Source organism: Pseudomonas triticifolii (assembly GCF_014358015.1).
Taxonomy (GTDB): Bacteria; Pseudomonadota; Gammaproteobacteria; order Pseudomonadales; family Pseudomonadaceae; genus Aquipseudomonas; species Aquipseudomonas triticifolii.
Window position 1 is genome coordinate 230,943 of the sequence record NZ_JACONV010000001.1, and the last position, 20,693, is coordinate 251,635.

At 56.1% G+C, this 20,693-nt stretch carries 21 protein-coding genes, 2 tRNA genes and 1 pseudogene; 9 read left to right on the forward strand and 15 right to left on the reverse strand.

Features of this window, described 5'->3' with window-relative positions:
- The first annotated feature begins 42 nt into the window (after positions 1–42).
- Together H8S56_RS24455 and H8S56_RS01015 are read left to right on the forward strand one after the other, a co-directional pair.
- Entirely contained in the window at positions 43–471 is a 429-nt protein-coding gene (locus H8S56_RS24455) for an aldehyde dehydrogenase family protein (protein WP_328803358.1), read from the forward strand.
- Between the two features lie 300 nt (positions 472–771).
- Entirely contained in the window at positions 772–1,905 is a 1,134-nt protein-coding gene (locus tag H8S56_RS01015) for an FAD-dependent oxidoreductase (protein ID WP_187517593.1), read from the forward strand.
- 332 nt (positions 1,906–2,237) lie between these two features.
- On the opposite strand, the gene H8S56_RS01020 is transcribed toward H8S56_RS01015, so the two are convergent.
- The 3 genes from H8S56_RS01020 to H8S56_RS01030 all read right to left on the reverse strand — a co-directional run bounded on the left by H8S56_RS01020 (position 2,238) and on the right by H8S56_RS01030 (position 4,741).
- Positions 2,238–2,663, reverse strand: a complete 426-nt coding sequence (locus H8S56_RS01020) for a VOC family protein (protein WP_024685024.1) — start codon at positions 2,661–2,663, stop codon at positions 2,238–2,240.
- Positions 2,664–2,846: 183 nt separating this feature from the next.
- Positions 2,847–3,710: a LysR family transcriptional regulator gene (locus H8S56_RS01025; RefSeq protein WP_024685025.1), complete on the reverse strand. Its 864-nt coding sequence runs from the start codon at positions 3,708–3,710 to the stop codon at positions 2,847–2,849.
- A 134-nt stretch (positions 3,711–3,844) separates the two neighbouring features.
- The gene (locus H8S56_RS01030; RefSeq protein ID WP_187517594.1) at positions 3,845–4,741 is read right to left on the reverse strand and encodes a LysR family transcriptional regulator; all 897 of its coding nucleotides are present in this window, start codon (positions 4,739–4,741) and stop codon (positions 3,845–3,847) included.
- A 123-nt stretch (positions 4,742–4,864) separates the two neighbouring features.
- Between H8S56_RS01030 and H8S56_RS01035 the strand changes: the two genes are divergently transcribed.
- Positions 4,865–5,962, forward strand: coding sequence for an NADH:flavin oxidoreductase (locus H8S56_RS01035; protein ID WP_187517595.1), 1,098 nt, complete (start codon positions 4,865–4,867; stop codon positions 5,960–5,962).
- A 52-nt stretch (positions 5,963–6,014) separates the two neighbouring features.
- Here the strand turns inward: H8S56_RS01035 and H8S56_RS01040 are convergent, their stop codons facing one another.
- The 3 genes from H8S56_RS01040 to H8S56_RS01050 form a co-directional block, all read right to left on the reverse strand.
- Entirely contained in the window at positions 6,015–7,097 is a 1,083-nt protein-coding gene (locus H8S56_RS01040; protein ID WP_187517596.1) for an alpha/beta fold hydrolase, read from the reverse strand.
- A 290-nt stretch (positions 7,098–7,387) separates the two neighbouring features.
- Entirely contained in the window at positions 7,388–9,688 is a 2,301-nt protein-coding gene (locus H8S56_RS01045) for an FdhF/YdeP family oxidoreductase (protein ID WP_187517597.1), read from the reverse strand.
- A gap of 433 nt (positions 9,689–10,121) precedes the next feature.
- Positions 10,122–10,550 carry a VirK family protein gene (locus H8S56_RS01050; RefSeq protein ID WP_187517598.1) on the reverse strand — a complete coding sequence of 143 codons (429 nt, stop codon included), beginning with the start codon at positions 10,548–10,550 and terminating at the stop codon, positions 10,122–10,124.
- Positions 10,551–10,704: 154 nt separating this feature from the next.
- Here H8S56_RS01050 and H8S56_RS01055 point away from each other — a divergent pair, with 154 nt between their 5' ends.
- Positions 10,705–11,160, forward strand: a complete 456-nt coding sequence (locus H8S56_RS01055) for an MCP four helix bundle domain-containing protein (RefSeq protein WP_187517599.1) — start codon at positions 10,705–10,707, stop codon at positions 11,158–11,160.
- A 39-nt stretch (positions 11,161–11,199) separates the two neighbouring features.
- Positions 11,200–11,391 (forward strand): annotated as a pseudogene (locus H8S56_RS01060) (5,10-methylene tetrahydromethanopterin reductase); the annotation flags it as partial.
- Between the two features lie 125 nt (positions 11,392–11,516).
- Here the strand turns inward: H8S56_RS01060 and H8S56_RS01065 are convergent.
- A tRNA-Cys gene (locus H8S56_RS01065) sits at positions 11,517–11,590 on the reverse strand.
- A gap of 593 nt (positions 11,591–12,183) precedes the next feature.
- On the opposite strand from H8S56_RS01065, the gene H8S56_RS01070 reads away from it, so the two are divergent.
- The gene (locus H8S56_RS01070) at positions 12,184–12,837 is read left to right on the forward strand and encodes a lytic polysaccharide monooxygenase auxiliary activity family 9 protein (RefSeq protein WP_187517601.1); all 654 of its coding nucleotides are present in this window, start codon (positions 12,184–12,186) and stop codon (positions 12,835–12,837) included.
- Between the two features lies 1 nt (position 12,838).
- Here the strand turns inward: H8S56_RS01070 and H8S56_RS01075 are convergent, their stop codons facing one another.
- The 4 genes from H8S56_RS01075 to H8S56_RS01090 form a co-directional block, all read right to left on the reverse strand.
- Positions 12,839–13,108, reverse strand: a complete 270-nt coding sequence (locus tag H8S56_RS01075) for a DUF6388 family protein (protein ID WP_187517602.1) — start codon at positions 13,106–13,108, stop codon at positions 12,839–12,841.
- A 137-nt stretch (positions 13,109–13,245) separates the two neighbouring features.
- Positions 13,246–13,449, reverse strand: a complete 204-nt coding sequence (locus H8S56_RS01080; protein WP_187517603.1) for a hypothetical protein — start codon at positions 13,447–13,449, stop codon at positions 13,246–13,248.
- A gap of 169 nt (positions 13,450–13,618) precedes the next feature.
- Positions 13,619–13,855 (reverse strand): hypothetical protein, encoded by a 237-nt coding sequence (locus tag H8S56_RS01085; RefSeq protein WP_187517604.1) that lies wholly within the window; start codon positions 13,853–13,855, stop codon positions 13,619–13,621.
- 724 nt (positions 13,856–14,579) lie between these two features.
- Entirely contained in the window at positions 14,580–14,969 is a 390-nt protein-coding gene (locus tag H8S56_RS01090; protein WP_235986717.1) for a hypothetical protein, read from the reverse strand.
- 313 nt (positions 14,970–15,282) lie between these two features.
- Between H8S56_RS01090 and H8S56_RS01095 the strand changes: the two genes are divergently transcribed.
- From H8S56_RS01095 to H8S56_RS24615, 3 genes are all read left to right on the forward strand, one after another.
- Positions 15,283–15,609: a hypothetical protein gene (locus H8S56_RS01095; RefSeq protein WP_187517605.1), complete on the forward strand. Its 327-nt coding sequence runs from the start codon at positions 15,283–15,285 to the stop codon at positions 15,607–15,609.
- A gap of 1,226 nt (positions 15,610–16,835) precedes the next feature.
- Entirely contained in the window at positions 16,836–17,156 is a 321-nt protein-coding gene (locus H8S56_RS01100) for a hypothetical protein (RefSeq protein ID WP_152534982.1), read from the forward strand.
- 300 nt (positions 17,157–17,456) lie between these two features.
- The gene (locus H8S56_RS24615; protein ID WP_268894462.1) at positions 17,457–17,591 is read left to right on the forward strand and encodes a hypothetical protein; all 135 of its coding nucleotides are present in this window, start codon (positions 17,457–17,459) and stop codon (positions 17,589–17,591) included.
- Positions 17,592–17,707: 116 nt separating this feature from the next.
- Here the strand turns inward: H8S56_RS24615 and H8S56_RS01105 are convergent, their stop codons facing one another.
- From H8S56_RS01105 to H8S56_RS01120, 4 genes are all read right to left on the reverse strand, one after another.
- The gene (locus H8S56_RS01105) at positions 17,708–18,013 is read right to left on the reverse strand and encodes a hypothetical protein (protein ID WP_187517606.1); all 306 of its coding nucleotides are present in this window, start codon (positions 18,011–18,013) and stop codon (positions 17,708–17,710) included.
- Between the two features lie 870 nt (positions 18,014–18,883).
- Positions 18,884–19,036, reverse strand: coding sequence for a hypothetical protein (locus H8S56_RS01110; protein ID WP_159372183.1), 153 nt, complete (start codon positions 19,034–19,036; stop codon positions 18,884–18,886).
- 183 nt (positions 19,037–19,219) lie between these two features.
- Positions 19,220–19,305 (reverse strand) — tRNA-Leu (locus tag H8S56_RS01115).
- A gap of 247 nt (positions 19,306–19,552) precedes the next feature.
- Positions 19,553–20,608 carry a DNA topoisomerase IB gene (locus tag H8S56_RS01120; RefSeq protein WP_187517607.1) on the reverse strand — a complete coding sequence of 352 codons (1,056 nt, stop codon included), beginning with the start codon at positions 20,606–20,608 and terminating at the stop codon, positions 19,553–19,555.
- Positions 20,609–20,693 lie beyond the last annotated feature (85 nt).

Here is a 20,693-nt window from a genome sequence, read left to right on the forward strand (position 1 = left end):
GCCGAACTGCCGCGCTGCCGTGAAACTGAAGTCTGACACGCCATCGACGCGGCGTATGAGGCCTTTGGCCCATGGCGTCGCCTCACGGCCAAACGCCGTGGCGAGGTAATGCGCCGCTGGTACGAGTTGATGGTTGAACATCGGGAGGGGATTGCCACGCTGATTACGCTGGAGGAGGGCAAGCCATTGGAAGAGGCCAGGGGCGAAGTCGATTACGCCACCTCCCTCGTACGATGGTTTTCGGAAGAGGCGACGCGGGTACGCGGTGATCTGATTGCCGGGGTGAAGGATACCCAGCGAATCGTCGCGTTGCGCGAACCTATTGGCGTCTGCGCGGCAATAGCGCCGTGGAACTTCCCGGCCGCCATGATCACTCGCAAGGCCGCCCCGGCGCGTGCGACGGGCTGCACGATGGTCGTGAAACCGGCGAGCCAGAAACCGCTGACCTTGATGCGGCGGCTGGCGGGGTGATGCTCGCCAGGTGTGGTTCATATGAGCCGCACTTCTTGGGTTGAATCGGGTTCTGACGCAACGTCAGACGCCCCGACCACTCGAGCAGCATGACCTGCCGTCAGCCATCATCTGCGGCGATACCTGAGAGCGTGGAAAGCGATTTCAGCACGCATATCCAATTCGATAGTCTCGTCGTTGATCCGATATTTTCAGTCGGAATCTTATGAGTCTGCGGCCTTGAGACCATGGCGCCGCAGAGCTAGTCGGTGCGCAATGCAATGTCAGCCCGATTGAAATAAGAATAATTAGGAGAGCGTGATGATTGCAGCAGTCAATAAGGTCCTGGTGATCGGAGGTGGGTTTTCCGGTATGACCGCGGCGATCCAACTGGCTCGCCAGGGTGTCGAAGTTGAGCTGGTTGAAATAGACCCCTTGTGGTGCCCTCTCGGTGCTGGCATTACGCTCAGTGGGCCGACGTTGAGAGCGCTGGATGCCGTTGGAATCCTTGATAGAGTGGCAAGCGAAGGCTATCTGTCGACCAATTTCGACGTGTTTTCACCGGCCGGCGAGTTGATCGTGCAGTTGGCGCTTAAACCGCCGGTCAGCGATAAACCAATTCCCTGTGGCGGCGGTATCCTGCGCCCGGTGCTGGCTCGGATTTTTGCCGATAAGACGCGGGAAGTGGGCACCCTTGTGCGCCTTGGTATTACGTACGACAGCATTGTCGAGCACGAAGAGGGTGTTGACGTATCTTTCTCCGACGGAACCTCTGGGCGCTACGACCTGATCATTGCTGCCGATGGCGTGCATTCGCGGACACGAAAGGATCTGTTTCCCGAGGCCCCATCGCCCACGGCTATTCACCAGAGCGTCTGGCGTGCGGTGCTTAAGCGACCACAGGAAATCGTGCGGCCCAGTCATTGGATAGGACGGACCAAGGTCGGTGTCAACCCGATTTCCGAGACGCATATGTATATGTTCCTCATGGAAAACCGCGCGTTTTCCGAGTGGATTGACCCGTCCACCTGGGCGGGAGAAATGGCGCGCCTTCTGGGTGAGTTCCCCGCGCCGATTCTGCAAACGCTTGTACCGCAACTGTACGAGTCGGGCGCCTGCATCGACTATCGTCCGCTGGCCAATCTGTTGGTGCCATTGCCCTGGCATAAAGGCCGCGTTGTCATGATTGGGGACACGGTGCATGCCACCACGCCACACTTGGCTTCCGGGGCTGGCATCGGCATTGAAAGCGCCATCGTACTGGCTGAAGAACTGGTCGCTCACAACGACTTGCAGATTGCCCTGAGCCGATTTGAAATGCGGCGTTGGGAGCGTTGCGAGCTGGTGGTCGTGAACTCTGCGCGCCTGTGCGAAATAGAAAAAAGTGGTGTGGGCAAGGAAGAGCATGCCCATATCATGCGGGAGTCCACGGCGATGCTGGCCGAGCCTATCTGAATAATCGTGCCCCTCATACGGCGGCGGTACGGGCGCGATGCACTGGGAGAGTAGTAGGGCTTGAATCGCGTGAAGATTTAATACAGAGGGCGGCTTTGAAGCCGTCCTTTGTATGTCGTTGGGGGCTGCAGTCGCTATCCTTCGACCTTCCAACCAGGCAAGACTTACTGGCACGAATCCAGGATGACAACTTCCTTTACATACCCGAAAAAAGACTCGGAGGGCAGACCACTACATTTTTTTGCCTGCGATTCTTATTCGGCCGATCACGAAGGCCTCACGGCTTAAAAGTGCGCCGTCGCTCTACTGGCGACGGTCGCCTGAATGGGGCATCACTTGGCGAACAATTGGCTCATGTCCTTGAACGCTTTGAACTCCAGTGCGTTACCGCACGGGTCGAACAGGAACATCGTCGCCTGCTCGCCGACCTGGCCCTTGAAGCGCACGTAGGGTTCAATGACAAATTGGGTGTCACGCGCCTTCAGCCGTTCGGCCAGGGCTTCCCATTCGGGCCAGTGCAGGATGATGCCGAAATGCGGAACAGGAACATCGTGACCATCGACGGCATTGGAGTGCACGGATTCTTGCGAGGCAGTTTTTGGATGTTCATGGATGACCAGTTGATGGCCGTAGAAATCGAAGTCTACCCATTGCTCACTTGAGCGGCCTTCGGAGAGGCCGAACACGTCACCGTAAAAGTGACGCGCGGCCGCCAGGTCGTAGACGGGGATTGCGAGATGGAAGGGGGAGAGGCTCACGGTGATTTCCTATTGATTTGTTTTGGTCTGAATCAATTCTTATCCGGAAAGCCCTTCGAGAAAAGCGGAAAATCTGTGTTCTGAGCACGAATAATTTCGATGATTAAGTCGATTCTATGTCGTTTCGCACCATAATTGTTCGTGTTGTACCCGGGTGGTTCATTAGCGTGCAGGCGTGTCGGTTCAAACGGCATCCAGCACGCAGGTTCTGAAAATGTTGAACAGCGGCGAATGTTTCTGGCGATATTTCGAGATCAGCACGATCTCTCTGAAGAACGTCAGCTTGTCCAGCTCCAGCACCCTGACGTCTGCCATGTGTTCAAGCCACAAACCGGCTTTTGGCACCAGCGAAACACCCAGACCGCTGCGTACCATTTTTACAATGGCATCCAGTTCATCGAGTTCCAGCGCCTGTTGAACATGCAGTTTGTGTTGCTTGAGAAACTGGGTCACCAGCCGCCCGCCAAACGACCCTCGGTCATAGCGCACAAAGGGTTGCTGGGTGAGGATAGTCAGCGGATCGTCACCCTTTACGTCCCAGGACGTGATCAACACGAAGGCTTCGCGGGCGATGACCTCGGCGTGCAGGTCTTTGGGAAGTGAGAACGGCGGCTTGATCATGATGGCCAGATCCAGTTCGCCTGCATCCACCTGGCTGAGCAGGTTCAGTGAGACTCCCGGTACCAGGTTGGTTTCAATGAACGGTGCCTGCGACTTCAGGGCAACCAGCGCCTTGGGCAGAATGCCGGTCTGAACCGTGCCGATGGCCCCGATGCGCAGCGCCCCGTGAAAGTCGTTGCCGCTGTCAGCCGCGCCCATCCGACCGAAGATCTGCAGGATTTCTTCAGCCAGCGGTATAGCCCGCTGCCCGGCTGAATTGAGCGTGGCGGACCGGCCGGTTCTATCAAAGAGTTTGACGCCCAACGTGTCTTCGAGGCTTTTGATCTGGGCGCTGACGGCAGATTGGGTCAGGCCGACCTGTTGCCCGGCGGCTGCAAAGGTGCCCCGTTGCGCTACACAGATGAAGGTTTTCAACTCTCTGATCATGTCAGCCTTGGTTCCAATAGGGGTATGCGTGGAGAGGGTAGTGATTTTCGCTCGTTTAACCAACAGCACCTCAGGCCGATGCGCTACGGATGATGTGCACTGAAAAGGGTAATTCTGCTAGAGCTGGTTGACGGTCAGGTGTGCCCAAGGCTCTGCTCCTTATTGAGTTCAATCTCCAGATGCTCAATGAAGACCCGGACTCTATGAGGAACTTGCTGGCGTGTTGGAAGCACAGCGGTAATGGACAGTTGCTCGGGGGTGGCATCGTTCAGTTCCACTAATCTGAGAACGCCTTGCGCAAGCTCGCTGCGAATATCCCAGTACGTCAGCATGGCCAGTCCCAAGCCCTGTTGGCTTGCCGTACGCACCGCTTCGACGCTGTTGGCTGCAAATGACCCATGGACTCGAACGCTCAATGGTTCACCGCCTTTCGAGAACGACCAGCAGGGCATTGCATGCAGCACGATGCATTGATGATGCCTGAGTTGATCGAGCGTTTCGGGCGTACCGAATCGCGCCAGGTAATCAGGACTTGCGCAGACCACCCTTGGGTTGGGAGCCAGCGTTCTTGCCACCAATGCCGAGTCGCGCAGCGTGGCGATGCGAATCGCGACATCAATACCAAGCCCGGCAATGTCGACGATGCTGTCCGACAGCGTAAGGTCGATACTGAGTGTCGGGTTGCCGGCAAGCAGTGCGGGTAGCAGAGGCATGATGACCGTCTGGCCAAACACCGTTGGGGCTGTTACACGCAGCGTTCCGCCCGCGCTGCGCGTATCGGTTTTCAGCGTCGCGCGCGCCGTCTCGCTTGCCTCGAGCATCGTTCTGGCGTGAGGCAGAAAAACTTCACCCTCAGGCGTGAGCGACACGGAGCGGGTTGTGCGATGCACCAGTCGTACGCCCAGATCGCTTTCCAGCGACGCTAGCCTTCTCGAGACCGTCATGGCGGACAATCCGAGCCGACGCGCTGCTTCAGACAAGCTACCGCTGGCGGCAATACCGATGAAGACTTCTATTTCCGGGATCTGCATGACTCTATCCGTTTTCGTTAAGGCGCCTTATCGGAATTTCGTCTTCTACTGGGCTCTGTGAGTGCTTAACGTGTGTGTTATCTGATCAATTCACGCAGAACGCCAACGTCCAGGAGGTGAAGAATGAATGCGACAAGCCCGCGTATTGTAACGCCGTTCGATATGAATCATCTGCAGTTGAAGAATCGCTTTGCGCTGGCCCCCATGACGCGCGTCAGCGCGACCGAGACCGGAAGCGCCACCGATACCATGGCACGGTATTACGAGCGATTTGCCAAGGGCGGCTTCGGGTTGGTGATCACTGAGGGCATCTACACCGATCGCCTGTTTTCTCAGGGCTATCGGTTTCAGCCGGGTATCACCGACGAGCAGCAGGCGCTGGCCTGGCGGCCTGTCGTTGATGCAGTTCATCGGCATGGCGCCGCTGTCATCGCGCAGATCATGCATGCTGGCGCGCTTAGCCAGGGTAATCGGTTCGTCGATGGCTGCGCAGGCCCTTCCAGCGTCCGTCCTAAAGGTGAGCAGATGGCGTTTTATCGTGGTGAGGGCCAATACCGTGTTCCTCGGGCCATGAGTGATGAGGATATTGCAGACGCCATTGCGGGGTTTGCCCAGGCGGCGAAGCGGGCCGTCGCAATGGCAGGCTTTGACGGCGTCGAGATCCACGGTGCCAACGGCTATCTGCTGGATCAGTTCCTGACGGATTCTACCAACCAGCGTACAGACCGTTGGGGAGGCGATATCCGTCAGCGCCTTGCCCTGACGCTTGAGGTTGTCGCCGAAGTAAAAAAAGTCGTCGGCAGCGCACCTGTAGGTGTGCGTATTTCGCAAGGCAAGGTCAATGACTTTCAGCACAAGTGGGCTGAGGGCGAGCAGGGCGCGGAGGTTGTGTTCGGTAGCCTGGCTGACGCAGGCGTCGATTTCATACACGTCACTGAATACGAAGCCTGGCAGCCAGCGTTTTCCAGCAATGACGCCAGCCTGGTCACGCTGGCCCGTCGTTATGCGCCTGACGTTACGTTGATTGCCAATGGTGGTCTGCACGACGAGAGGAGGGCCGAGCAAGTGATTGAGAGTGGAGCGGATATCATCGCCGTGGGCAAGGCTGCCTTGGCCAACCCGGACCTTGCGCAACGGCTATCGGCGCGTCGTGAGCTCAACGAATTCGACCCGTCGCTCCTTGGCCCGATTGCCGATATCAAGGACAGCGAGCTGAACTAGGCGTACCTCAGTGCCAGAAACGCAGGGGCTCGGCCCCTGCGCGGTCGGCTGTTTAACTGCCTGTGCGCGGAGGCTTTTCAGTCTGTTGCATGAACTGCCCCAATTCCTTGCTGTAAAACTTCGCCATGCTGGTTGTGCCATGGCCGCGGGTCTCGGCACTGGCAGGGATCAACAGCAGCCTGGCATTTTTGACCTTACGCAGCGAGGCCTCCAGTAGCCCGGTCTCAGGTGGATTGCGTTCGTCGTCCGCCGAGTTGATGGCCAGCACCGGTGCCTGGATCTTGTCCAATCCCTTCGCCGCGTCGTAGTCGGCGGAAGACTGCCACTGGTAGATGAAGTCATTGGCGTCTGATGTTTGTGGTGTGTTCAGCCGATCCTCCACGAATTTATCCGCCAATGCACGGGTCGGAGCCATTGCTTGATAAGCCAGGCTGCCGCCGCTGGTCCCGATACTGAACATCGCGTTGGCCAGGCGCAGCGAAGGCGGCTGGACGGTGTAGTTGCCATTGTTCCAGGCCGGATCCTGCTTGATCGACTCCACCAGCAGCCGGCGCATCATCCAGTTGCGTGAGGACATTTCAGTGGGTTGCGAGGCCATCGGCACGAGCGCATCCATCATCTGCGGCCAGGTTTGCCCCCACATCCAGGTCTGCATGCCGCCCATGGAGTTGCCGATGATCAGCCGAAGGTGCTTGATGCCAAGCCCTTCGGTTACGAGCCGGTACTGTGCTTGAACCATGTCGGCGTAGTTGTACTTCGGGAAACTGGCGCGCAGGCCGTCCGAGGGTTTGGTCGACTGACCCACGCCGATGCCATCGGTCGAGATGATGTAGTACTTGCTCGCGCTCAGTGGCTGGCCTTCGCCAAACAGTTCACCACCGAAATCCTTGCTCAGAATGTCGCTGCCGGGGCGGTAAGTACCGTGCAGAAAGAGAATGGCGGGGTTCTTCGGGTCACCGAGGGTGGTGTAGTGCAGTTTCAGATTGGCGAGTTTTTCACCGGTGTGAAAGGTGAATTCGGGGGCGATCCAGTCGCCTTCCTTCGCGGGCGGAAGGGGCGCTGCGTTGAGGGCGCAAGAGATACAAAGCGAGAGAAACAGCAGCCCAGTGGCGGGCCGGGACGTAGAGCGCTGCATGAGAGGTATCCTGTTTGATTTTTATTGTCAGGGCGTTATGCGTGCAGGAAGGATAATCCTCTGGTGATCTGATTTTGTGAAGTGGTTTTTGAATTAACAATAGTTAACATTTTGAGCGCGCAACGCGCTGTGTCGACCACAGCAAGGTGGACGGCTCCATGGAAAGGGCCCATGACGACCGATGCTCGCTGACTTTATGTACAGAGCCTGATAGATAAGATGAGGCTGGCGCTTTCTCGGTGGTCAGCACGCTTGAGGCCAATCCTCATCGACAGGCTCGATTTCGTCAGTTATCGCATTGCCGTCAGCCTTACAGGCACTGATTTTGCCGCAGGCACTTTGCTGCGTTCGGCGTGGTGCCATACGGGAATCAACGCGTTGCACTCGGGGTAGTAGGCCCCGGCGCAGCCTTCGGGAATATCGTAGGCGATGATTTCGAAAGGCCCGACCTGACGTTTGACTTCAGGCTCAACTGCGGTGGTCAGCCACACGCGCTCGCCTGTCTTGAAACCCAGGCGGGTGATGTCGTTGTCGTGCATGAAGATGACTTCGCGCGTACCGCTGACGCCGCGAAATCGGTCCTCGTAACCGTAGACGGTGGTGTTGAACTGGTCGTTGCTGCGCAGCGTCATCAGTTGCAGCACGTCTCGTGCAGGTTCCGGAGGTGTGACGTCATCATCTTCTAACAGCGTGGCTGGCGTGATGAACTGCGCCTTGCCACTCTCGGTCAGCCATTCGCGCCGAGCAGCGGCAATGGGGCGGTGGAATCCGCCCGGCTCTTTCATGCGCGTTTCCATGTCATGGAAGATTTCCGGATAGACCTTGCCAATGGCGGTCCTGACTCGGGAATAGTCAGTGCTCCAGGCTTGCCAGTCGATGGAATGGCCGTCGGGCAGGGTGGCCATGGCCAGGGCCGCGACGATAGCGGTTTCTGCTCGTACATGAGGGCCGACCGGCTCGGCGCTGCCTTTCCAGCCGTGAATGCAGCCGGTACTGTCCTCGGTGGTGTAGGTTTGTTCAACGCCGTCTTGTCGATCAATTTCGATACGTCCCAGGCACGGCAGCAGCCAGGCATTGTGTGCGGGCACCAGGTGCGTGCGATTGAGCTTGGTGGCGATCTGAACGCTCAACGCCAACCCTCGCCACGCAGGCTCCATGCGCGATGTGTCGGGAATCGCTCGCAGGAAGTTGCCGCCCAGGCCAATAAAACCGCGCACGCGGCCGTCGAGTATGCCTTCGCACGCATCGACGGTGGCCATGCCGGGCTGCTCGGGCACCTTGAAGCCGAAGTGTTGCTCGATAAGCTGCGTCGGTACTTTTTTCGGGTCCTCGGTAATACCTACGGTTCGCTGGCCCTGCACATTGGAGTGACCGCGCACTGGACAGATGCCTGCCCCCGGTTTGCCGATATTGCCGCGCATCAGCATCAGGTTCACCAGCATCTGCACGTTGGTCACGCCATGCCGATGCTGTGTAATCCCCATTCCGTAGACGAACATCACGCGTTGACTGCGTGCGTAGACGATGGCCGCTGCTTCCAGCGCACCTCGTGAAAGGCCGCTCTGGCGCTCAAGTTCGGGCCAGGTGCTGCGCCGCACATAGTCAGTGAAGGCTTGAAAACCTTGGGTATGGCTGGCGATAAACGCGTGATCGAGGACCGGTGCCGTACCTTTTGCGGACGCCTCGTCTTCCAGCGCGAGCAACGCCTTGGCGATCCCGGTAATGGCTGCGGTATCACCCCCGGTTGCCACTTGATGATATTGCGTGCTGATCACGGTTGAACCGGGGATCAGCATTTCAGTGGGCGATTGCGGATTGACGAAGCGCTCCAGTCCTCGTTCACGCAATGGATTGAACGTAATGATGGGCACGTCGCGCTGCCGGGCTTCTTGCAACTGGTGAAGCATGCGCGGGCTATTGCTGCCGACGTTCTGGCCAAAGAAAAACAGACAGTCGGTGTGCTCGAAGTCGTCCAGCGTCACGGTGCCGATGGGCACGCCGATGCTTTCCTGCAAGCCGACCGAGGTGCTTTCGTGGCACATGTTCGAGCTGTCGGGCAGGTTGTTGGTGCCGTAGGCGCGGGCGAACAGTTGGTACATGAAGGAGGTTTCCAGCGAAGCACGCCCGGATGCGTAAAACACCACGCTGTCGGGCTCCAGGCCTTTGAGCTGAGCGCCAATGTCCCGGTATGCCTCTTCCCATGACGTTTCCCTATAGCGGTCACTTTGAGCGTCGTAGCGCAAAGGGTGAGTCAGGCGGCCCTGTTGCTCCAGGTCGTAATCCGCCCAGCCGCGTAATTCACTGAGCGTGTGTTTGGCGAAAAACGCCGGGTCGGTTTTTTTGGAGGTCAGCTCCCAGGCGGTGGCCTTGGCGCCGTTTTCGCAGAATTCCAGCGCGCGAGGGTGGCCGGGTTTTGCCCACGCGCAACTCACGCAAGCGAAACCATCGGGCTTGTTCAGCCTGAACAAGGCTGCAGGTGCCTTGGCCAGCGCCTGCTCGCGCCACAGGATCTGTACCACCGATTTCGCCGAACCCCAGCCGCCGCTGGCGTTGGTATAGGGTTTGAAACGGGTTTTGGGGTAAATCAGCATCGGTCGCTCCAGGCTAATCAGCAGGTTGCATGATTAGGCTGGGACGAGGCCGATCGGAGAAAGGTTCAGCGGATTTTGCGGGTGTGCCGTTGGTCCGCATTTGTTCGATGTGCAGCGAACGGCTTCGGGGCGGGCGCGCTCAACAACCCAGAGTGCCATCAGTGCCGTATCTAAAGGCCGCCAAAACCACTGACATGGCTCCTGGCCTTAAAAAAGCGTTTCGGCGTTGACTGACGCGTATGTGGACGATGTCGGCAACCCCGATGGGCGGCGTGATGCGCGCACGCAAGCGCGCGTATGAAGCGTCCTCAGTCTTCAGGGTGCAGCACAATGGCTGCACGGTTCATAAGCCCCGCTGATATCGCTGAAGCTTTCAGCCTTTCGACCTTCACAGATACCGTGCCGCCACGCGTGCCTGGTTCATGCAGCCAAATCACTTCGCCGCGAAGAAACTCAACCCCTTGCCCACCGCACAGTCATAGCTCACCGCTTGGCCTACCGTCTGATAGCCGGGAACCGTGAGTGTGGTCATGCTGAAATCGGCCTTGCCGTCGGGGCGAACGCGATACCGGATGAATTGCTCGATGGGCTTGTTATCACGATCAAGCGTGAAGTGCGTGTCCGAAAAAGCCAGTGCACCGTCAGGCGTGCTGCGGTAAGCATCGATGTGTTTGCCGCCTTGGGTTTTGGAAGGTTCGGCCCCCTTGATCGAGGAGGTGCACTGCCCAAGGTCGATCACCACCGATACCGACTCACCGGTGTTAAGCGCTTTGGTGATGGCGGGAAGATCGTTAAGCGCATCGCCCGCGAAGGCGCAGGCGGGCAGGGACAGGGCAAAGAATGCAGCGCAATAGCGTTTCATGACGTTGAATCTCCAGCAATGCAGACTGGCCAACAAGTCGACACGAATACCGGGTTTTTCACGGACGGCTGAGGCCAGTCAAGTCCGGGTTGATCGAGCAGCACGGACGCTACCACAACACTTTTGCCCAGTGGGCCTCTCGTAACGGTGGCATGTGCCACTGCGCAGCATTCGCGAACAATCGCTGGAGATCGAGAACGATTCACTTCCAGGGATTGCGTTGGGCGATGACATCGCCCTGTCCATCGAAAAAAACCGGACCGTCGCGATGAAAATACTCTCGACCCGCACGGCCCAGCAGGTCGACCAAGTGTATTCGGAGTTGCAGGAGAAGAAGCTGGTTTTCAGAAAGCCATTCAAGCCTATACCCCCCTTGATCACATCCGACGACGAGCGCTCATTAATTAACCAGATCAGCGCTGGTTACCAGTCTTATGCCGATGGTGCCGAACGTGTCTACCAGTTGGTGAAGGGCAACCGGATCGAGAACGGTCAGCAAGTGGCCTGGGTCGAGATGACCACCGTCGCTGAAAACAAGGAGGCGCTGATTGGCAAGTTGGAAAAACTCCGCCCAGGCCAAGGTGCTGTCGGCACAGATCAGCTTTGCTGATTAGCAGCAAGCTGTTCGAACTGGCCGGCACCCGCTTGCCGCCGGACGGCCGAGGCGGGGCGCGATCCGTCCAGGGTGCTGATCTTCAACCTGCAGACCGTGATCCTCGGCGAAGCCGATGCCAAGGCAAAAGCCAAATTCGAGGAGTACAAGCGCTCGGCACCGCTGACGACTGACAAGACACCGAAATGGATCGGGAGCGAGTTGTTCAAGCCTTATGAGCCGTTACAGCGCTGAGCGTGCCAGACTGTGATCATATCCAACAGGACGCCCAGCGCATCGTATTGTATTGAATGTGCAGTTTTGTGCAGGCAATAAAAAACCCCGTCAATCGTGATTGACAGGGTTTTCAATAGTGGAGGCCGAGGTCGGAATCGAACCGGCGTAGGCGGATTTGCAATCCGCTGCATAACCATTTTGCTACTCGGCCTCAAACATCCGATGCGTTACAGCTGCATCAAACGTAGTAAACATTTCGGAAGAAAATATTCTTTGTCTTCCAACCCGTTGAATCTAAAGGGTTTTTTTCAATTCCCCAGTCGGGAATGGACGCAATTCTGTACCGGTTCGAATGGCATGTCAAGAACGGGGAGAAAATAATTCACTGCGCGCCGTAAGCGAAGGTGTGTGTTCTCCGGCCGGATCACGCCGCATCAGCGTATAGATGCGGGGCATGTTAGCGGTCGACAGCAAGGCCAGAATCAAACGCATTGGCTGCGTGGAATTACCCATAAGGGTAAATCTACAGGCTTCAGGCGCCAACGACCCATGCGCTGGCGCTGCATGAACAGAAGAATAGATCGAATATATTGGGTGGCGCCCAGGTTGGTGAGGCTTCAGCAATGGGTGATTAGATCGACTGGCTTGACAGGGATGCAGCCAGACTGACGAAGCGGATGATCTCTTCTGACATTGAGCGAAAAAGATACTGGCAGGGTTATGAGGTAGTCGGCGGGTGTGGATGAGCGTTTCATTCGGTAGGTACGTAGTGCAGATCCGAACTCAATGATTGAGGCTACCAACATGAGCAAAAAAAACGCTAACAACCCAAGAGACATCAGACATGGGAGGGTCACTTCGCCGCCTAGTCGTGGCTCACAGGCTATGGACCTGGAACTCCTGGAAGAGTGGCAAGTCGTCGAGCTTGAGGGCGGCAAAAACTTCCCCGCCACCAGTGCCGGCGCGTTCCCTGGCCATTCTGAGGATACTCAAAGCACCGCGCCTCCTAAGGATGACTATATCCTTAGCGGCGGTCGTGAAGACGCACGTGATTGCATCAATTTCACTGACGAGGAGCTGGCGAAGAAAAAAGCTGGCGCGAAATGGAATCGACAGGACGTCAGAGCGGGTGAAACATTTGAAGTGGAATGGAAGTACACGATGCGCCACATCACTCGCGGTTACCGCTGGTTCATCACCAAGGACGGCTGGGACGAAAATGTTCGAATTTCCCGTGCTCAACTTGATCCCGACCCGTTCTTCGACGATCTTTATACATATGAGCCCTATTATGATCATGAGGCGGACATGCCACCCAAGGACAAGCATTCGGTCGTGCTGCCAACCGGAAAGAGTGGGCACCATTTGATCCTTCTGCTCTGGATCGTCGCCGATACCGGAGCTGCTTTCTATCAGACCTTTGACGTTAACTTTGTCGAGCCCGCATCCAAATCCTGACTCAACTCGCCAACCGCATCCGACGTTCTTCGCGCAGTTGCTCCAATTCCGAAGGCGTACGGGCAATCAGCCGTAATGCAAAATCGAGAGGTGTCGTATCGCGTTCCTGTGCAGCCCGCAGGAACGCAGACCGTGCATGTTCGGCGCGACGCTCGCTGATGAACAGGCCGCCGGGATGACGATTGAAGTTGGCGAGTTCCTGCTGAAGCTGTTCATTGCGACGGATAAAGATTTCCAGCGCTTGGATAACCTGAGTGTCCGAAAAAGGCATGCTTTTCTCTCCCTGAAATATCGACCGATACCTCTATCGGCGGACCTGAGCAAATGTTGTGTGCAGTTCGTCGGCGACGGTGTCTTCAAGGCTCGAAAAGACCTGTGGAGGTTGACGCCGACGTGCGGTTTATCCACTCAGAGCGAGTAGTGGGTTGCCTGCGCCTGGCTTTCGTTGAGGGTAGCGATGGCATGCGCCTGTAGCTGCTCGACGACAGGGAACGACGGCGCTTCGAATACCTGCGCAACGGTCGTGCAGAGCGCGTTCAATCGAGCCGACTCTGCTTCCAGTGCTAATGTGTTTCTCGCGTGGTTCGCTGCGATTTCACTGAGAGTTGACACGATACATCTCCTGATGACTGATCGGCGCATTGCTGCATTCCAGAGGGCTCGGACGTCAGAATTACAGCGCTCCGACGTCGTCAACGTCTGTACTGCAAGCAGCGAGCCATATGGCGCACCGGTCGGCGCCAAAGCCCTCCATCACAGAGTCTTCGTCCCGGTAAAGGCCTTACTGCTTGCGAGCTTCAGCCATCTTGCGTTCCATCGCCTGGTTGAAGAGGTTGTCGAGCGCGTCAATATCATGAGGGCGCAATGTTCCGAGAAAGCCCAGGCCGATCAGAAAACCTTCAGTCACCCCGCCCGCAGTCGCCAATTCCAGCAAACCGTCGGACTGCTCGACGCGTCGCACGAGCTCTGCTGCCTGCGCCTTTATCTCCGGCGCGATGTCCATCTCCTCAAGTTTCATAGGTGCGTACCTGTTGTTGCTTGCAGACTGAGAACTCAGGCTAACAGTCTGCGGGGCATTACGCACAACGTGGCTTGCACGCGTAGTAATCACGAAGTTTTTTGTGAGTACGGGACTAAGGGGCTAGCGTTTGGAGTGGGGCGTCTGGTCTGAAACGCCAGAAGCCCAGCACCGCACCTATTCACTCAGTGCCACAGGAATCAGCGACAGGTGCGTGAGATTTCTGCACAGGAGGATCAGCACATGCTTGAGGCGGCTTGAGCACTTGAGCAAGGCGCAGTCTGAAATAGCCGCTCAAAGTATTTGAAATGGCACGTCGCCATGTTGCATCATCCGCTCACCCTTTTACTCCTGCGCTTTTGAGGGGTAAGTCGAATAGCCTCGCCAGATCATCCTGCCGGGGCTTTGTCGTCTTCGGCTTAGGAGAAAGCTATGTCTAGAGCACAACGACGACACGACACGCGCCGCATAAAGGCCAGATTTTACGCCAAGCAAAAGGCATATGAGTGCTGGACGACCAGCGAGAGGAATGCCGGTCTTTTTGCAAATCATGGAAAGGTTTGTTCATGCTGGATGTGCGGTAACCCAAGAAAGCTGGGATTGCTGACTCTTCAGGAGCAGCGTGTCGCGATCTGCGACAGCGAATGAATGAAAACCCAGCCAGCGCGCTGGGTTTTTTATGCCTGCGTTTTTACTCACCTAACAGGATGGTCGCATTCTGCGGTCAGAAATCCTTGCTTTTGAACGTCTGATCCCCTGACTGATCGTTGCTTATCGTCAGCATGCTGTTTTTTACGGCATAAGTCGTCAAGGCATCACCCTCCGAATATTGCTTTCTCCAGCGGCCCCATTCGCCAGTGTCAGTCAAGAAAGTAGACCAGACTACGCGTGTCTCACTCACTTGGCATCGATACTTAAAAGAGTCTCCGTCCGGTCGCTTGTAATAAATAACAGGATATGGCGATGAGCTTTCGGTCTTCATGCTCTTCGTAGGGCGGCCCATTTCGACCGAAATGGCGGCCTTACATATTTCTGCCGGACTGAAATCTGCGGCTTGGGCAGGAAGGGTAGAGAATGCAATGAAAGCAGGCAGCGCGAGAGTTATTTTAAGCATGGTTCGTCCGTGACATCTGATTAATGGCGAAGAGCTTTATAGCGCTTAGCGTGGAGCACCGCCACATAGGCCATGTGAGTTTTACTAGAACTCCCTCGCAACCTTTGATCACCGCGTTTACCCAGGACCTCTCAAACGACCTCATATCGCATTCCCCGTTACCTTAGTGTGCCTTTGTATTTCCGAGAGTCAATGTCGCAATCGTTCAACTGCCATAGACCAGCGGTTGGCTGTAGATAGAGCCTGGACGCGTGCGGCGCGTGCGCCGGTGCTCCAGCCGTCGAGGTCGGCAAACAGGTCAATCGCTTCGGTAATGTGGGCTGCTTTCAGCCGAGTGGCACCGGGACGAGTCGAGGTTTGGTTTATCACCATCCTGCTGCTTTCCGGCGGCGCGATGCTTGGATTTCAGATCTCCCAATGGAGGTTGGCCAACTGGTACACCGCTCAAGTCGCCGAGGTGCACCGGGGTTACGAAGAAGCGACCCTTCAGCGCGAGATGCGGCTGAACAAACTTGCCAAGTCCGCGATCGGAGCAGGCGTAAAGGTTGAGGGTGCGGCAGGCAAGGCCACTGAAGCGGCAGAGGTAGCCAGCAAGGCAGCCGACAAGGTCAACGGGGCGGTAGGGCGGCAGACGCCGTAGCGCGCCACAAATTCGATAGCTGCCATTTCGTGGCGCGGGGTGACCATGACCTAGAAGAACTGGATGGTCAGCGCTACCGGCCACTAATCATTCCCGATGATTCCGCTAGGGCAGAGCAGGTAACGTCAGCCCAATTTAACTGACTTGTTTGGTTGATTCACTTTGATGGTTGGAGGCGCAGACCTCTGGATTGCTTAGGCAGGCTATCCGTGTACACGCTTGACGTGCCGTGTCTTCTAGCAAGCGCGGGCAAACAAGCTGCTGGTGCTGAAGCGTTACTTCGCGGCGAGTGAAGGAAACTGCTTTGTTCCACCTGACATTAGCGACTTTCCACTGCTTGAGTAGCCCAAGAATTTCCCGTAGCGCTGGTAGCGGAAGAGAGCTGCCTGCGCATGCTCCTGCATGAGTGATCGCGATCTTCAGTGCCAGAGAGGAATCCATGTTAGGTGCTGGGACTGTTACCGTCCGCTTGGTTTTTCCGACTAGATAATGAATTTCATAAGTGTTTTGCATCTTCGCCACCAGCCTTGGGCTACCTGATCTCAGCTTGTGCCTAATGACCGACGGGGCATTGATCCACGTCAATGGAAATCGCCCTGATGCATGCATCGATGACGAGTCATCCAGGGCTATCACTACTCCGGGCGACCGTACTGGTCGATCTGGCTGCGTTGCACGGTTGGGTAGGCCAAAGACATACCGGGCCTGTGACTCACTCCAGCAAACCATAAGCAGGCTCTACCGGCAGGCCGGTATCAAGCAGGGATGGCCGCACAGCGGCAGACGGTCTTTGGCCATACTTGCCTAGACCAGAGCAAGCCCTATTTGACCGTCGACTTAGCGACAATTCGATATGCACCCGGGGTTGCGCTGGCATAGCGATATCAGTAATGCTTGTTGAATCCATCTTCGAGCAGAAATCAGTGGCGACCTTATGAACTATCGCGTCGAGTTGGATGCAGCCCGGCCCGTTTAACCGATCTGCCCCGGTATGTCGGGGTTCAGATAATCATGCTTCGCAGAAGGTTGCTGCACGCACCCTATGCAATACGCCAGATGCGATTGATGGACAGCGGATCCGGTTTACCTGCACTGCATTACATCAAACGGATGGTCTGAAGTGATAATTCCATAAAGTTCGCCCAATGCGAGCCTACCCATTGTCTAGCAAGGAGCGCTATAAAAGCGTAAGCCTACGATAGCCGGTTAACGTATAGGGAGCGTTTATGTTTTTATTGAGAATTTTTAAAGTGATAGGTTGCTTGATTGTTTTAGTATGGGTTTTATTTTCGTTACTTGGGTCTTTGGTGTTTTTGTTGCTTGCTTCATATGACGATCGTCGTACACCGGATGATTTTGTGTTAATGGTAAAGCCGCATACTTTTCAGGGCGGCAGACTCGAATACTTTACAAGAAAAGGCGGCGGTGATACGGAAGGCTGCAAAGTGCCTATTGACTCGCATATGGTTTATCCCGTGGGTAGCAAAATTTTAGTGTCAGTAAGTATTTTTTCCGGGTCATGCACACTCACAGCGTTGATTGAATAAAATGTCTAGATTCGTTTTAGCCGTGAATGGGCTGTTACGATGAACGAAAACTACTGACCAACCCTCTTTAAAAAGGATAAAAGGAATTAGGTTTTTAGCAGGATTTTCGAGCAGCAGAAGGACATCCATGAAACCTTTCACCTGCTACAGCCGGTCAGCATTCAGGCGATGCATGCGCAGATCTTGACGATGATCAATAGTTACCGATGCGAGTAGAGATCATACGATTTTACAATGCTGTAGAGCTGTTCAAAACGTTATCTCAATCGATATGATCATGAATCTAGGAAACAAGCCGCTATGTTCTTGATCAAGCAGCCTATTAGCCTCGAGGATGAAGCTCGCTATTTTCAGGTCATGCGTGATTACGACGACCTGATGCGCAACCTCGACGTTGGCCCGGTGCCCATGTGCCACTTCAAGGCGATGACGTAGCACTGGGACGATTCACATCCGGCCAGCGATGACCATTGGTACGAGTGCGAGCATTGACGCCACACCGCAGACAACGCCGGGGCATGGGCAAAAGTAAAAGCCCGCGACGCCCTTTTCTAGAACAAGCGTGCAAGCGCCAGCGCGATTACAACCAAGAGTACAATTGAAACAATACCCAGCTTGAACAGCGTCCAGAAGCTTTCGCCGGTGAAGAATTTCAAACCCGCGAAGTAAATAATCACACTGATAATCAGCCCGAGAATGTCAAAGTTTTTATCGCTGCCCGGCAGTAAAGCATCCACTGACTGAGACAGGCCGATGATCAGAAAAGCCGGAAAAATGCGCAGGCCAACGTCCATGATTCGCGAAGCCAGGACCAGCGCCAACGTATTGAAAATAACTGACAGTACAAAGCTGATCATTGCCATCGTCCTTGAGAAACAGGTGTAGAGAGATGGCATGCAACGCAGGGCTGCTGCGGGGTGCCAGACGCGACAGGATCCTAATTCATTTCTGCTGACCGTCCAACAGCCATCAATGGGCCGCTCTGTATGCTGCGACCGTGAGGAGTCTGTATCTGTTGGCCATCCCCTCTGGCCGACACGGTTTCCATCCTGGTGTGAATGACACCGAACTTACCCATTTGCCGATGCCACACTGACCCTGCACAATCGGTAAACATCTAGCGCTGATGTCGATCCCGCCGCGTTTCTGGTATTGGCTGGCAGATCCGGCTCAGGACTTTTCCGGGGGCTTTGCGAGCCTGGCGCTGCAGCCCGCTCGGGCACGCGGCGATCAATCTCCGAAGCGGCCAGGCGATGGGGAATCAGGGCTTGGGGCAGTTTTCGTCAGGCTGACGCTGGCGCTGGTTGTTTAGTCGCTGTCGCCTGATCCGGTCGAGCCGCTATCGCTGGCTGAGCAACTCGAGCTACTGTCGTAACTGTCGCCACTGCTGAATCCGCCGTAGTGCGAACGTGACAGTGTGTCGTCGCTTGAGCTGTAAACGGCATGGCCGACTTGGATCGGCGGACTAAGCGGGCTGCTAATTTCCACATGTACTTCGCTTCGATCCCGTGCGGTGGTTGTTTTTGGCGAGTTACCGCGGTGTATCGGTGGTGCGATGCATTCAGATGGCACCACTGGATGCGGTGCCGGTGCCGTTGAAACGATACTTGGCTGTTCCGACTTCTCTGTTGGCGCTACCTCAGATGGCTTGTCGCCGAATAGCGTGGACATGAACTTGAACATTCTGTCGCCCTCGGTTGATTTTCGGTCTGGCTATGTTGCCAAGGCTAGCCAGTGGAATCTACGTTCAGCAGATCGCCGCTACGGGCCACCTCATCAGGCAGCAATCGGTTCTCTTCGCTTACAAGGTTGACATGCTGCCGGATCATTTGTTCTTCGGTCGGGTTGCAAGGCCAGTCGTCGGTGACTTCGATGTCCATGGTGTGATTCTCAATTTCTGTATAGAAATACAGTACTTGAGTCTTTCAGATTTGGGGAGTGGTGTTCGTCGGCAGGACGCCGGAGATGGCTTGGAACGAGAATTGCGGCAAGAATATAGAATTGCGGCAATTTAAAAACAAAGGGCCTACGCACTAAAAGCACGTAAGCCCTTGTTCTATAAGTGGTGCCCCGAGCCGGGGTCGAACCGGCACGTCCAAAGGACGAGGGATTTTAAGTCCCTTGCGTCTACCAATTTCGCCATCGGGGCGGTAGCGCCAAGACGGGGGAATATATACATCCAGCTGCCATGAAGCAAGCTCGCGCGTCCTCCACATGGAACAAGATGTAACCTGCATGGCTCGGAAAATCTATCGAAAAATCATGAAGCTACACGCACGAGGCGGCCCAGGGCTGGTGGTTGCGTCATCGGGTTGAAGTTTTCCGACAGTCACAGGAGAGAATCAACGGCATAGTGAGCGCTGGTCCTGATGTGGACCAGCGCTCACAGACGCTGGTCAGGGCTTGCTTTTGACCGCAGCGGACTCGACGCGGTCTGCCAGGGTGCGCAGGTAGCTGGCCAAAGCAACTTCTTCAAGCCGCAGGCCCTTGCGCTGTCTGGAGCGTGGCAGAGCGGCCAGATTGCCCAGCAGAAAGCCTTCCAGCACGGCGGGGTGTATGTAGCACTTGCGGCAGATGGCTGGCGTATTGCCCAACTGCCTGGACACCGCCTTGACCATCTCGACGATATGCCTTTTGGCGTCTGCCTCGGGTTCCCAGTGAAGTTTCTGCAAGGTGGCTAATGCCAGTGCGCTGGCGGCCCAGGTCCGGTAGTCCTTGGCGGTGAAGTCCGAGCCGGTGAGGCTGTGCAGATAGGCGTTGATATCTGATGAGGTCACCTTATGGCGTACGCCCTCATCATCCAGATACTGAAACAGGTTTTGCCCAGGCAGCTCCATGCAGCGTTTGATGACGTTGGCCAGGCGTCGGTCCTTTACTGTGACACTGTGCTCCACGCCGCTTTTGCCGCGAAACTCGAACAGAATCTGTCCGCCTTTGACTTCGACGTGCTTGTTGCGCAGGGTGGTCAGGCCGTACGAGCGGTTTTCCTTGGCATACCGGCTGTTCCCGATGCGGATCAGTGTCGCATCGAGCAGAGACACCACCGTTGCCATGACTTTTTCACGGCCCATGCCAGGCTGAGCGAGTTGCGCTTCTATCTGCTTGCGCACCTTGGGGAGCGCGTGCCCGAAGTCAATCATGCGTGAGTATTTATCCTGGTCGCGTATCTCGCGCCAGCGCGGATGGTAGCGATACTGCTTGCGACCGCGTGCGTCACGGCTGGTGGCCTGCAGGTGGCCATTGGGGTCGGCGCAGATCCAGACGTCGGTGTAGGCGGGCGGTACGGCCAGCGCGTTGATGCGCTTGATTTCCGACTCGTCCTTGATGTGTTCACCCTGGGTGTCGAAATAAGCGAACTTGCCACGCAGGACCTTGCGTGTGAACCCTGGCTGGGTGTCGTCTACGTAATGCAGGTCGCTGGCGAGGGGGCTGATAACCGTCGAGTCAGGCATGGCAAAATTCCAGAGGCAGTTAACAACACTGACCGCAGCCTTTTGCTGTGGTGCCGTTTATTTGCGTGGGCCCCAGCCGCAATGG